The 14,051-nt window shown below is 42.0% G+C and carries 14 protein-coding genes and 1 pseudogene; 1 reads left to right on the plus strand and 14 read right to left on the minus strand.

Annotation, left to right across the window (positions count from 1 at the left end):
* Positions 1-119: 119 nt before the first annotated feature.
* Positions 120-815, minus strand: coding sequence for a GNAT family N-acetyltransferase (locus Q0191_RS03425; RefSeq protein WP_148889094.1), 696 nt, complete (start codon positions 813-815; stop codon positions 120-122).
* 351 nt (positions 816-1,166) lie between these two features.
* On the opposite strand from Q0191_RS03425, the gene Q0191_RS03430 reads away from it, so the two are divergent.
* Complete coding sequence (locus Q0191_RS03430) at positions 1,167-2,012, plus strand: MurR/RpiR family transcriptional regulator (RefSeq protein WP_125373667.1); 846 nt, start codon at positions 1,167-1,169, stop codon at positions 2,010-2,012.
* A 268-nt stretch (positions 2,013-2,280) separates the two neighbouring features.
* Here the strand turns inward: Q0191_RS03430 and Q0191_RS03435 are convergent, their stop codons facing one another.
* From Q0191_RS03435 to Q0191_RS03495, 13 genes and pseudogenes are all read right to left on the minus strand, one after another.
* Positions 2,281-3,165, minus strand: a complete 885-nt coding sequence (locus Q0191_RS03435) for an ROK family protein (protein ID WP_125373666.1) — start codon at positions 3,163-3,165, stop codon at positions 2,281-2,283.
* A gap of 17 nt (positions 3,166-3,182) precedes the next feature.
* Entirely contained in the window at positions 3,183-4,100 is a 918-nt protein-coding gene (locus Q0191_RS03440; protein ID WP_148889095.1) for a dihydrodipicolinate synthase family protein, read from the minus strand.
* 32 nt (positions 4,101-4,132) lie between these two features.
* Entirely contained in the window at positions 4,133-4,783 is a 651-nt protein-coding gene (locus Q0191_RS03445; protein WP_268731248.1) for a DUF624 domain-containing protein, read from the minus strand.
* 55 nt (positions 4,784-4,838) lie between these two features.
* Positions 4,839-5,291 (minus strand): YhcH/YjgK/YiaL family protein, encoded by a 453-nt coding sequence (locus Q0191_RS03450; RefSeq protein WP_148889097.1) that lies wholly within the window; start codon positions 5,289-5,291, stop codon positions 4,839-4,841.
* A gap of 25 nt (positions 5,292-5,316) precedes the next feature.
* On the minus strand, positions 5,317-6,147 hold the full coding sequence (locus tag Q0191_RS03455) for a carbohydrate ABC transporter permease (RefSeq protein ID WP_148889098.1): 831 nt from the start codon (positions 6,145-6,147) through the stop codon (positions 5,317-5,319).
* Positions 6,148-6,163: 16 nt separating this feature from the next.
* The gene (locus Q0191_RS03460; RefSeq protein WP_045498290.1) at positions 6,164-7,051 is read right to left on the minus strand and encodes a carbohydrate ABC transporter permease; all 888 of its coding nucleotides are present in this window, start codon (positions 7,049-7,051) and stop codon (positions 6,164-6,166) included.
* A gap of 95 nt (positions 7,052-7,146) precedes the next feature.
* A complete protein-coding gene (locus tag Q0191_RS03465; protein WP_148889099.1) occupies positions 7,147-8,466 on the minus strand; it encodes an ABC transporter substrate-binding protein in 1,320 nt (439 codons plus the stop codon).
* A 240-nt stretch (positions 8,467-8,706) separates the two neighbouring features.
* On the minus strand, positions 8,707-9,843 hold the full coding sequence (locus Q0191_RS03470) for an ABC transporter ATP-binding protein (RefSeq protein ID WP_015604211.1): 1,137 nt from the start codon (positions 9,841-9,843) through the stop codon (positions 8,707-8,709).
* 14 nt (positions 9,844-9,857) lie between these two features.
* Complete coding sequence (locus Q0191_RS03475) at positions 9,858-10,556, minus strand: N-acetylmannosamine-6-phosphate 2-epimerase (RefSeq protein ID WP_015604210.1); 699 nt, start codon at positions 10,554-10,556, stop codon at positions 9,858-9,860.
* A gap of 258 nt (positions 10,557-10,814) precedes the next feature.
* The gene (locus Q0191_RS03480; protein ID WP_297663882.1) at positions 10,815-11,813 is read right to left on the minus strand and encodes an acetylxylan esterase; all 999 of its coding nucleotides are present in this window, start codon (positions 11,811-11,813) and stop codon (positions 10,815-10,817) included.
* Positions 11,814-12,041: 228 nt separating this feature from the next.
* A pseudogene (locus tag Q0191_RS03485) lies at positions 12,042-12,236 on the minus strand (ABC transporter ATP-binding protein); the annotation flags it as partial.
* 35 nt (positions 12,237-12,271) lie between these two features.
* Positions 12,272-12,481, minus strand: a complete 210-nt coding sequence (locus tag Q0191_RS03490; protein ID WP_125373658.1) for a hypothetical protein — start codon at positions 12,479-12,481, stop codon at positions 12,272-12,274.
* 282 nt (positions 12,482-12,763) lie between these two features.
* Entirely contained in the window at positions 12,764-13,678 is a 915-nt protein-coding gene (locus Q0191_RS03495; protein ID WP_297663886.1) for an XRE family transcriptional regulator, read from the minus strand.
* Positions 13,679-14,051 lie beyond the last annotated feature (373 nt).

A 14,051-nucleotide genomic window follows, 5' to 3' on the forward strand; every position in this document is an offset into this window, starting at 1 on the left:
TCTCATCCTTTATCTGTAGTTCGTTTTATTATACCAAAATTTATCAGAAAATTCTTCATTTTCATCAAAATTAAAAAGCAAAAAGAGTCGAAATCCTATGATTTCAACTCAATCAAATATCAAAACTCAGACAAGGCTTTTATTTGCTGTCCCTTTTCATCGAAATTGTCTGGGCTCAGCCATTTCTCCAAACGACTCTTAACGGCAGGCCAATCGCTGTCAATCATGGAGAGCCAATCAGTGTCTCGGTTGCGCCCCTTATAGACAACCGCCTGACGAAACCTGCCTTCATAGGTGAATCCAAGTCTCTCTGCTGCCCGTCTTGAAGGCTGATTGAGGGAGTCACATTTCCATTCATAGCGGCGATACTCCAGCTCTTCAAAGACATAGCGTGCCAGTAAGTACTGAGCTTCCGTAGCCAGTCTAGTGCGCTTCAGCTGCGGTGAATAGGTCACAGCACCTACTTCAATCACACGATTGCCTTGATCAATTCTCATTAAAGCGAAGGTTCCCAGCGCCTTGCCGCTCTCCTTGTCCACAATGGCATAGTGGAAACGATCCTGAGCTGCCAGCATCCGATCCAGCAAACCATCCCACTCCTCCTGACTTTGAGCAGCATTTTGAAAGAGATAGGTCCACATGTCCGCAGGAGAATCCGGACCATATACTTCGTATAAATCCACTCCATGCTTGTCCTTGGACAACCGCTCAATGACAACATACTCACCTTCTACTCGCTCCAGCTTGGGCAGATCCCCTGGCTTAAAGTCCGGCAACCCCTCCCCAATAGGCTGACCTAGTTCATTGATTCGCATAAAAAACCTCACAATCTAGCTCTACTGATTTCCAAAAGCTGGATAAAAATGCTTGAAATGATTAGAAGCTACACTTGCCATCAGCTCCTATCTCCCTTGCTTCAGATCCAAACTTGGAACATTACTTGTGTAAATTATATCACTTTTTCTTTCATTCGACGCAAACTTTAGGAAATACCTCTTCAGAAAAAGGCGGTCATAATATCTGTAAATGTTGAGATTACAGTCTACTCATACTTTAATGAAAAGCCAGATATGACAATTATTGGTTTTGTAAACGCTTTATTTTCGCTAAACTATGTTATAATGAAAATACGTTTTTATTATTTTGACCAAAGAAAGTGACCCATCATGAGACACCAGCAAAATATCTTGGCCATCATCGAAAGCTGTTACGACACTATGACCGATGTCGAAAAGCAGATTGCCGACTATTTTTTGAATCCGACCGATATAGAAGGGGATCTGTCCTCCCTCGAAGTAGCGCAAACCTTGCACATCTCACAGGCGGCCTTGACCCGTTTTGCTAAAAAATGTGGCTTTAAGGGCTATCGGGAGTTCAACTTCCAATATCTCCAACAGCTGAAAATCAGCAAAACGGAGCATACAAATCTGAAAAATGATTCGTCCCGCCAGGTGCTACGCAACTATATTCAAATTCGGCAACAAACCGAGGACTTGATTGACGAAAAAAGGTTGGAGCGCGTAGCCCAACTGATTGAAAAAGCGGATCGTGTATATTTTTTTGGCACGGGAAGCTCGGGGCTCGTTGCTCGCGATATGAAACTGCGCTTCATGCGCTTAGGGGTTATTTGTGAAGCCCTGACAGATGCGGATGGCTTTGCTTGGACAACGAGCATTTTAGACAAAAACTGCCTAGTAATCGGCTTTTCTCTTTCAGGTCAAACCCCATCCATTATTGACAGCCTGATTGATGCTAAGGGCATGGGAGCCAAGACCGTATTAATCACTGGCCAGCCTGATTTGATTAAAGAAAACTTTTCAGAAATCATCCCAGTTGCAATGCAAAGTAAACCTCAGTTCATCCAACGAATCTCAGCTCAGTTCCCAATGCTGCTGATGATTGATATACTTTATGCCTTTTTCCTAGAAATTGACCGAGAGAGAAAGGAAAGAATCTTCAATAGTTACTGGGAAAACCACAAACTTAACGGTTACTACCGTAGACATCAATAAAAGGCTAGGACAAACATCCTGGCCTTATTTTTAACTCCTTGATGGGTTACTGATTGCTTAACCTCAAAGGGCTGATACTTCTTAAAAGTCTTGGGCAACCTTTTAAATCTACTTCTAAAGACAAGTGAGCAAAGTTAAATTTTTGAAAATTTAGTTCTATCCACCGAATTTTTCCTGTCATGTCAATTTCTTCTAAAATATCGTCCAGCCGTCTACAGAAGCAGTTTTCTAAAAGCAAGAAACCTGAGGGGCCTCAGGTTTACTTGGATTACTGATGTTTATTTTTAAAGTGGTAGTAGGCCCCAAACATGCCCGCCGTATTTTGGTGATAGGCAAAGGCTAGTTTGGTCTTCTCAGCTATGCTGGGCACCAGAGCATCCTTGAGAGCCGCTTGGATACGCGGTCGGAGAATGGCCTCTTGTCCCATGATACCACCGCCCAAGATGACGATTTCTGGATTAACCACATAGCAGATATTGGCAATACCCTGCCCCAGATAGCCAACCATGCGATCGATGCCCTCAATACAGAGTTTATTGCCCTCAGTTGCTTCTTTAAAAATCCGACGGCCATTCCAATGCTCTGCGTCTTCTCCATGTAGATCAGCAACATATTGGACCAAGGCTGTGGTCGAAGCCACATCCTGAAAGGCTCCGTCCGGCAGGTGCAGATAGCCTACTTCGCAGGCTGAGTTGCTAAAGCCGTGAAAAACTTGCCCATCTGCTACTAGACAGCCACCAATCCCTGTCCCAATCGTTAGACAGACCGCAATTTTTGCTCCCTTACCATGGCCAGACATGACCTCAGCCAGACCGGCACAGTTGACGTCGTTCTCAATCTCGCAAGGAATGGAAAACTCCTCCTCCAATACCTTCTTAAATTGCGTCCCAGCATAATTAGGAATCTGAGGACCAGCATAAAAGATCTCTCCCTTGTCTGGATCGACCATACCAGCTGAGGAGATACAAATCCCCTCAATTGAACCAGCCTGCGCATAGTCTGCAACTATCTTTTGAACCTTACGCATAATCTCTGGACCACCCTTATGGGCTTCCGTAGGTATTTCATGGGCTTCTACTAGCGTTTCTTGGTCGTCGATCAGGCCGTATTTGATATTGGTGCCGCCAATGTCAATCGTAACATAATTTCCCATAAGCATCCTTCTTTCTTTTAGAGGAAGCGCTCCTTAGTTTCTTGGATCAAGGCCGCTGCTGCTTCTACGATCGGACGGTCTGCTTCTACGACTGGTGTCAAAGGAGCACGGACAGAGCCGATAGCCAGTCCTTCGTTGAGCTTGAGAACTTCTTTGATAACAGCATACATATTGCCGTGAGCACTGGTTAGCTTGCCGATAATATCGTTAATGGCAAACTGCAACTCTTTAGCTCTTTCCAATTCCTTGTCTGCAATCAGTTGATTCAGTTTAAGGAAGAGTTCTGGCATAGCTCCATAGGTACCACCAATTCCAGCTGCTGCTCCCATGAGACGACCTCCCAAGAACTGCTCATCTGGACCGTTAAAGACCAAATGGTCACTGCCACCAAGTGCTGCGAAGGTCTGGATATCCTGCACCGGCATTGAAGAGTTCTTCACACCAATCACGCGCTCATTTTTCAGCATTTCCTTATAAAGACTCGGAGTCAGGGCTGCGCCAGCCAATTGCGGAATATTATAAATCACAAAATCAGTATGTGGGGCAGCCGCACTGATATCATTCCAGTACTGAGCGACAGAATATTCTGGCAGACGGAAATAAATCGGCGGAATAGCCGCAATGGCATCAACTCCTAGAGCTTCCGCATGTTTTGCCAACTCGATACTGTCTTTAGTATTATTGCAGGCTACGTGAGCAATGATGGTCAGTTTGCCCTTAGCAACTTTCATTACTTCTTCCAAAATTACTTTTCTGTCGGCCACGCTCTGGTAGATACATTCGCCTGATGAGCCGTTGACATAGAGACCTTGCACGCCCTTGTCGATGAAATACTCCACCAAAGCGCGAGTCCGCTCCGGGCTGATTTCACCCTCCTCGTCATAACAAGCATAAAAAGCTGGGATGACACCGTGATATTTCTTTAAATCTTTCATTTTCAAATTTTCTCCAATGTATTAATTCTAGATTATAGACTGCTGTATTTAGCGAAGATTTTTTCCAAAATAGGAAGCTGCAAATAAGCCAGACCTGCAAAGCCGATAAAGGCAAAGAGGGAAAATCCTAACAGCAACACAAAGCCTGAACTATAGATGATGACAAGGATCGCGGCTATAACCGCCATCATAACAAAGAACCAAGGAAAATTCAGACTTACAATCACTAGGCTGGTCTGTAAAAGGTCTCTAAAAGACATGAGAAACTTACCAGCCAAGGGATAGACACAAAGAGATATCAGGATTGTAAAAATAATAATTCCAAAACAAACCGCCTTTAAAACTTGGAAAGGCAGGGCTTCCTGCGTCCGAAAAAGCAGGAGGTCAAAGAGACTGATACTGACTAAAGCCAATTCCAGCAAGCCCAGTTTGAGTCCTTGCTTCCAATTTTCTCGAAAGATTCGAGTGTAAGTTCTGATTACTTTTACCCGACGGTTTCCCTTGATTTCAAAAAGTGTTTGATAGAGGCTGATCTTGGCAATCCCAATGGTCACCAAGGGCAGGCAAGACAAGAGAAAGAGAAGATTGACCGTCATCAAATCCAGGATTTTCTCACAGATTTGCATGAAAAAATTATCCGTATCAAATATAGCTCTGATGAGTCCTGTTCCCTTATCTGACATAAGTCTCTCCTTTCTCTGCTAGCCTTGCGCATTCAAAAATCTCGCTCACCTAGGGCTAGTCTATTAAAACTTTAAAAAGATACTTTCTGACATTTTCTTCCAGACCCGCATAGCCATTTGGCTGATGGGCTTCTCCTGGAAAGAAAATTGCAAAATTATGGTAACCCAACAAGAGAGAATAACGATTTTGACAATGAACAAAGCCGATATCCGCCTCTTCATCAAATGCCACTTCCTCATCGACCACCTGGCTACCATAGGCAGAATATTCATGCCCTGCTACTAGCAGATGAAAATCTGCATATTTTTTATGATATTCAAATTGATCATTGGCCTCTTGATTGAGCGTATTTTCCTGAACCAAGAGAAAGACCTTATCTCCATCCACTTCATAGCGTCCCAAGTCAAAGCTGTCTTTGCGGTGCTCATAGAGATAATCAATCGCTTTATCCAGGTTCGGATGAAGGCCCTTGTAACGAGTCACATTTTTTAAATCATCAAAAATCATAGTTTTATTTCCTCTATTGAGCGCCTTATCCTTTGACAGCTCCCATAGTAATCCCTTGGGTAAAGGATTTTTGGAAGATAAGGAAGACTGCTACGATTGGCACCGCCGCCAAAGCAGCACCGGCCATAATCAAACCATAGTTGGTTGCCATCTCAGCCTGCATGGTCGCAACACCTAACGAAATCGTCAGATTGTTCCGCGAGGTCAACATTACAAGCTGCATGAAGTAGTCATTCCAAGTATTGATAAAGGTGAAGATAGCCAGAGCAGCAAAGCCGGGTTTGACGATAGGAAAGGCTACACTCCAGAAGGTCCGAATTTCACCACAACCGTCAATCTTAGCTGATTCCAGAAGCTCTGTCGGGATATTTTCACTAAACTGCTTCATGAGGAAGACCCCAAAAGGCCAGCCAACTAAAGGTAAAATGACCGCCCAAAGGGTATCGTGGATTCCCATGAAATTGACAATCCGCACTAGAGGTACTAGGACAACCTGCTTAGGCAAGGCCATAGCCGCGATAAAGATAGCAAAGAGAATCCGTTGCCCATAAAAGCGTTTCTTAGCCAAAACATAACCAGCTAGGGATGATGTCGCACAAACCAAGAACATGGTCGCAAGAGAAATGAAGACACTGTTCCACATCCACTGCAAAGCCGGATTTTGAACGGCTAATTGCTGGAAGTTCTCTGTTGTCGGGTTTTGTGGCCACCATTGAGGCGGAATCATAATTGTATCCGGCTGAGATTTAAAGGCTCCAGTCAGAATCCAGTAGAATGGAAAGATAAAGAGCACGGTCAAAAGTGCTAAAATCACAGATGAGAACACTTTGAATGAACTAATTTTTGGGGGTTTCATATTCCTGCTCCTTTCTTTAATATTCCACATCATTACCGAGGATCTTGAACTGAGCGAAACTGATAATCGCAATCATAATCGCCAGAAAGACTCCCATGGTGTTTGCATAGCCATATTCAGATAGCTTGAAGGCTTTTTCATATAGATAGTACATAAGTGTACTAGTTGAATAGTTTGGTCCACCTGATGTCAACAGCTGAATCAAGGCGAAACATTGGAATGAGTTAATAGTTGTGATGATAGCGATATAAAGTGTCGTTGGCAAAAGGCTCGGCCATTTGATTTTCCAAAAGACTTGCATCTCTGTCGCCCCATCCACACGCGCAGCCTCCACTAGAGAATTATCGATATTTCCCATAGCTGCGATGTAGAGAATGATTGGCTGACCGACAGATGTTGTCAGCAAAATAACAATGATAGCAGCTAATGCCCACTGTTTGTCTCCCAACCAAGAAATGTTTTGGTTGATGATATGGCCAGATTTCAAAACAAAGTTCAAAATACCAGATAGGGGATCGTAGATCCACTTCCACACGACTGTCACGGCAACACTACCTGTAACAACCGGTAGGAAGAAGACAAAACGGTAAAAGGAGCGAGAAACAGCATTCATCTCATAGGTCTGTGAAGCCACAAACAAAGAGAAGAGCACAACTACCGGCACAGAGCCGATTACAATAATGACTGTATTAATGAGTGACTTAACAAAAACTGGATCATTGAACATCCGAATGTAGTTATCAAACCCAACGAATGTAAATGAGGTCATTGTATAATTAAAGAAACTAGTGATAAATCCCATTATCATAGGCGCCAAAACAAATACTGTAAAGAATATAAGAATTGGAGCTAAAAACGCATATGATATTAGGGTTTCTTTCATTCTGATTTTATTGACTTTCACAATGAGGTACCCCTCTTTCAAGATTTTCTAACAAAATACCCCTTTTTCTATTTTTAGAGACTGACAACAGAAAAAGGGGCGGATTTTAAACTTGCTTATTTTTTAGTAATCGTTTCGTTTGCTTTTTCAGTAAATGTCTTCAAAGCAGGTTCAACTTTTTCATCTCCATTAGATACAGATTGCAACATTGGGAACCAGAGTGTTCTCATTTCTGCAAATCCATCAATGGTGTTGTAGTATGGTGAGTAGTATTTAGTCCAGCCACTGATTGTTTCCATACGCTTGTCATCATAGAGTTTACCAAATGATGTACGAACTGGGAAAGCACCTGTACGAACAACGTCCTTAGGTCCCCATTCTTTGTCATCAGCGATGAATTTCACAAATTTCTTGGCTGCTTCTACTTTCTTGTCGTCTTTGTTGTTAAAGACTGCAAAACCATTTACAAGGTATTCAAGGGCTGGTTTGCCTGAGTCTGATGGGAATGGTACTTCAACCACTTCTACTTTACTTGCTTCCAACAATTTAGCTTGGATACCATTTTGTGCTGGTGCCCAAAGTACAGTGTAAGAAGTTTGACCGTTAGCGAAGTTTTGGATGTCTGCTCCACCATCGTATTGAGAACCGTTCATCATGAGGCCATTGTTGATCCAGCTCACTGCTTTTTCAAGACCTTTGACAAATTTCGGATCATCAGTTGTATATTTAGTTACTTTTTCGTCTGTAACAGATCCACCGTAGAGGTTAGCGATGAAGGCACGAGTTCCTTGGTCTCCACCTTGACCGTTACTGAAGAGAGAGCCAGGTGTATAACCTTTATCTTTAAGCGCTTTCAAAACTTTTTCAAAGTCATCTGTTGTCCAGCCTTCTTTAACTAGGTTGAGGACACCAGCATCTTCCAACATTTTCTTATTCATTGCCATGTAGAATGGAGCAGAGCTAATTGGATACATATAAGCTTTGTCTCCAGCCTTGCTGGCTTGGATAATATTGTCGTTGTTAACATCTTTGACGAAATCATCTGTGAAGAGGTCGTTCAAGTCTGCCAACTTACCGTTTTTACCGTATTGAATAATCCGGCCTGGTGCATCGAAGAGCACATCTGGCGCTGTTCCAGCCTCGATAGCTGTCGTAATTTTTTCTGGACCTGACTTGAAGTCGATTGTTTCCAAATTAACATGAATATCTGGATTTGCTTTTTCAAATGCTTCAATGATGGATTTCTCATAAGTTCCCACACCGTCATTAGCATTTTCTTGAGTGAAGACTGGGAATGCCCACCAAGTAATCTCTGTCTTACCAGATTTATCTCCAGAGCTAGCTGCTTTATTTGAGCTACCACCACCGCTACAAGCTGCTAACGTAAGAACTGCAGCTCCCGCTACCAATGAACAAAGCAATTTCTTCATTTTCATGTGTTTTTCTCCTTTAAAATTAAGATTCCAAGCTGACCTAAACAGCTTTTACCTGCCTATTGGAGAGTGGGACAGACCTCTTTCATTAGGCGCCCCAGCCTCGTTTTTCCTGTGTTATTCTCTGGACAAGCGTCCACCTATATTTGATTAAAATCCTAAACTTTTAAAAGTACAATCACTCCTTTTCTGTGACCTTTCTTTTATCCTAAAATAAAGTCAGTCAGTTCATTTTAGGTTGTTTTACAAAGTAATTCGTTTTTGAGTCTCACTATCAAACAGATGACTCTTAGGTAGTTTGAAGGTGAAGCGAAGCTTCGAACCTGGCTCCAGATAATTAGAAGCATCTACCTTGGCTGAAAACTCTTGGCTACCCACCTTACAGTAGAGCACTGAGTCACTACCCAGCAACTCTGACACGACAACTTCCGCATCGACCACATCGCCAGGGAAAGTATCCTCTACAATCAAGTCGGCTGAGATATCCTCTGGTCGGATACCCAAAATAACTTTCTTACCTTGGTAGCCTTTTTCTGTCAAAAGCTTCTCTTGACCACCTGTCAGGGTAAGATTGAGTTGATCACCATCAGTCAGTTGATGACCAGATACCATCACTTCAAAGAAGTTCATAGCTGGACTGCCGATAAAGCCTGCAACAAACTTATTCGCTGGTTCATTGTAAAGCTCTTGCGGAGTTCCGACTTGCTCGATACGACCGATAGTTCCCGTTCCCGCTTCATTTTTCGTCGCTGACATGATAACAATGCGGTCGGCCAAGGTCATTGCCTCGGTTTGGTCGTGGGTAACGTAGATGGTTGTTGCTCCGATACGGCGGTGGATTTTGGCAATCTCAGCACGCATGGACACCCGCAGTTTCGCATCCAAGTTTGACAAAGGTTCATCCATCAGGAAAACCTTGGCATCTCGGACGATGGCCCGTCCCATAGCTACCCGTTGACGTTGACCACCAGACAAGTCCGCTGGTTTGCGGTCTAGAAACTCTTTCAAACCAAGGATTTCAGCTGCTTCTTGCACCCGTTTGTCGATATCTTCCTTGCTGTACTTGCGCAGTTTCAATCCAAACGCCATGTTGTCATAGACTGTCATGTGTGGATAGAGGGCATAGTTCTGGAAAACCATGGCAATATCACGATCCTTGGGAGCAATATCATTGACTAGTGTCTCATCGATATAGAGCTCGCCCTCAGTGATGTCCTCCAATCCCGCAATCATACGAAGCGTTGTGGATTTCCCACATCCAGAAGGGCCAACAAAGACGATAAATTCTTTGTCTTTGATTTGCAAGTCGAAATTTTCTACAGAGTAGAAATCACTATTAGGATATTTTTTGTAGAGCTTATTTAACTTTAAGGTCGTCATTGCTTTACCTCACTTTATTTTACTGCTGCAACGAAACGCTCGGTGATTTCCTTTGGTCGAGTAATAGCTCCGCCTACTACAATACCGCGAACACCTAAATCATGGATTTGCTTAGCCTGATCTGGATAGTGAATCTTGCCCTCAGCAATCACATCTACTCCCGCATCACAGAGCTTCTTGACCAGTTCAAAGTCTGGTCCGTCTACCTTAGGACTGTAGGATGTGTAGCCTGATAAGGTCGTACCGACAAAGTCAACACCAGCTGCTACAGCTGCCACACCTTCCTCAAAGGTACTAATGTCGGCCATCAGCAGTTGCTGCGGATATTTCTCCTTGACTTGTCGGATAAAGTCCTCAATCTTTAAACCATCATAGCGTTCCCGCTGGGTGCAGTCCAGAGCGATGACCTCGATATCAAGGGCAGCCAGCTCATCCACTTCCCGCATAGTCGCAGTGATAAAAGGCTCCTGTGGCGGATAGTCCCGTTTGATAATCCCAATAATCGGGAGCTCGGTTACTTCCTTAATCTCCTTGATGTCTCGCACGCTGTTAGCTCGAATACCAACTGCCCCGCCTTCTTCAGCCGCCTTGACCAAGAGAGGGATGACTCCACCAGCCTCTGTATAGAGGGGCTCATGAGGCAGAGCTTGACAGGAAACGATAATGCCATCTTTGATTTTTGCAATTAATTGATCTTTGCTAATCTGTGACATAAATAATCTCTCCTTTTTCTATGTTTTCTCCGTTCTTTTTATAATGTCATTATATACAAAAAATAAAGCGCTTTCAATACGTTTTGAGATTTAGATTTTAGTTTCTAAAAACCGACTTCCTTTCTTAAAAGCTGAAACTACTTTCAGGATTAGAAGTGTTTCTACAAAAAAGTTGTAATAGATTTTGAATAATTTACCATAAAAAGCCTGAGATTATGCTAATCTCAGGCTTAGTTTCTTTCTTACTACTATCTATTTTTACCAGTCTTTAAAAGCTTCCAACAAAGAAGGATGGTCAATCTTTGAGCCGCAAAGCCAGTTGAAAACTTTATCATTGACATAGACATTCATGGCTTCATGCTCGTACTCTGGCATGAGATGGTGCTCCTTAGTACACTCCAGCCGGTTGTAAATCGCAAACTGGGTAATCGGATAACAAACATCGTCAGCAAGTCCTGTTATCATCCGCACGCTCCCTTGAATGCGGTGAGCCATATTTTTCACATCGATATAGGACAAGGTCTGAATAATCTCATCCTCCGTTTCGTGGAAAGGATCGTGGAACTTAAAATAACGAAAGAGCTCATCATAGGCCTCGCTGGTATTGCCAATCTCCAACACCCGCCGGAAGTCTGACAAGAAAGGATAGATAGCCACGGTCTGCTTAATACGCGGATTGAGAGCCGCTGCCACCAAAGCCAAGGCTCCGCCCTGAGAAGCACCGTAACTGGATAAACGTTCCTCGTCCACAAAGTCCAAACTCGCCACAATCTCAACCAAGCTGTAAATATCTAGATAGACATCCTTATAAAAGAGACGCTCTGGTCCATCCACTGCCCCACGGATAATCTGACCCTTGACCGTATTGCCCCTTACAAGCGCCCCTCCATCCAAGGAATAGCCTGACTGGCCGCGTACATCCATAGATACAACACCATAGCCAGCCACTGTATAGGCCAGCATATCGGCCCAATCCCAGCCACGCCCCATATAGCCATGGAAATGAAAGATAATTGGAACTTTTTTACTCGATCTGGGAAGAACTATACGGGCATAGGTTCGCCCCCGATTCGTTCCCTCAAAAACTAGCTCATAGCAGGTCACCCCAGCGATTTGAAAGTCTTTTTCAATCAGCTGATAGTCCGGCAAGCCACTCAAACTGCTAATCTGACAATCCCAAAAAGTATCAAAATCCGCTGGAACTTCATCTCTGCCTCTGTAATCCTTTGCTTCTGCTAATAAATCTGGATTGCGCATCTTATCCTCCAACAATATTGTTTTTGTAAACCCTTACATAAATAATAGCACAGCGCCTTCCCTTTTTCAATCCTTTGCAATATTAAGAATTTAATTTCTGTTTTTGCTGTGATTCTTTTTCTTTTTGAAACTAGTTTCAAAAAAAGGGGTCGGAGAAATTCCCTGACCTCTTTTTAATGTCACATTACTAAAAACAAAGCAAGCGAGGTAAATAAAGAATCACACCTTTTAACCTGCTTTTTGAACATTTGATAGAAATTCTTGATAGAGTTGATTTCTAAGTAGCAACTGATGATGAGTTCCTTGATCCACAATCTGTCCAGTTTTATCCAAAACAAGAATCGAATCTGCTTTCTTGACTGTATGCAAACGATGTGCAATCGTCATGCGTGTTTTACCTGCTGTCAGCTTATCAATTGCTTTGTCTGTCATTTCCATAAAATTACTCCTTTAAATTTCTATTTTGACCTATTTTCCCAATTTACATTTTGATCTAATTGTCTAAGCCATATCATATTTGTAAATGATAAAATCATAATAGCCACGATAAGAATTAACGAAATCAATAATCTTCTTTCCACCAAAGCAATTGCTAAACCGCCTAACAAAATGATAGTTAGAAAAACACCTTGTAGCTTGTTACTGATACTATTTTTAAAACCTCTCATTAATTCACTCCTTTATTTACTATTTTTTCCATGAATCAACTTAATATTCAAATATCATTGAATATAGTATTTTTCTAAGTTTATAATTTCTAAAATTTATTTTCAATAAATCCATCCAAGAATAATTATATCAGCGCAACAAAAAATCACCAATGACAGAAATGTCACTATTTTTTTAATAAATAGATAGTAAAATCCGAACAAAATAAAAAAAATTGACAAGAATATCAAATCTTGCCAAAAACTTTAGTATATCAGGACATTTCTGCCACTATTCACAAATTATTGAATATATTTTTTTATATCTTTCTGCCATTCTCTATCAAGGCTTGTTATCAATTCCTCGTTTCCAAATATTTGAGCCACCATTTTCGCCTCTTGATACTTACGATTTGCCTCATTAAAATCACACTGAATATAATATTTCCACTCAACCATTAAAATTAATGGTTTCTTTTGGAAATCTCGGGTTCTATTCATAATATAATTTAACTTATCTACTGCCATCTTGAAATAGGAGAACTCTCCAACAATCTCCAAACAGCACAGTGCTGCAAACAGAGCATCCCGCAATAAATATAAATCTTCTAATTCAGTTTCTTCTATTTGATGACATAGCTTTTTAAATAGAAGAACAATTTCTTCTTGCGTAGTTTCTTTTATAAATCCTGAATTCAATCCATCCATTAATGCACAGAGAAAATAAAGTCTTGATTTCAATAATGTACTAGTATGAAACGGTTCTACGTCGACTAGACTGTCAAAACTATTCTCCAACACACCTTGACCATATAATGAATTTTGACCTGCCCGCACCTGGTCAATCGCCTGCAAGCAATCGATCATTATCTGCTCATCTCTTGGAAGATTGTCATAAAAGTCCTCAAAGATTTCATCAAAATACGCATCTTTTTGTTCTTGCAATTCCTTATCCCCATAGTCAGGGTGATGAAGCAGAAAATACTTGATTTCCTTATAACGCTCTGGCAACTCTTGATAGTCAGGCATGAGGATATAGGCTGGAATCTCCAATTTTTCTGCAATATGCTCCAGAGTTTTCAGAGTGGGATGAAACTCTCCTTTTTCGATACGTGCCAACTGGCGGACAGACAAACCAGACTCATCATCACAAAAGGCCGGACGGCTCAAACCTTTCTTTTTGCGTAACTCCTCTATTCTTTTACCAACATCATTCATCAACCAAAACCCTCATTATTATTTTAAAAAAATAATCTAATTATCAAAGTTTTCTGTTTTTATTATATCAGAATTCCTCCAATCACGCCAAAAAAGAGTCTGGGACAAAAGTCCTAGCCTCTCAATTGTCTTTGGATTGTCGAGCAAGACGCAGTGGTTGAGTGGGCTCTACTACGCTGATTTCATCAGCTTTTACAGCCCTACTCAACTGTGCGGAGGTGGGACGACGAAATCGAATTCTAACGAATTACCGATTTCTGTCCCACTCTCTGTGGTTGATAACTATATTATTTACGACGTCCTGGACGTTCTGCATAACCATAGTAAGCATCTGCCATGATTTCTTCCATGTCAGCTACCATTGGCAAGCGTG

Source organism: uncultured Streptococcus sp., assembly GCF_938036805.1.
GTDB lineage: Bacteria > Bacillota > Bacilli > Lactobacillales > Streptococcaceae > Streptococcus.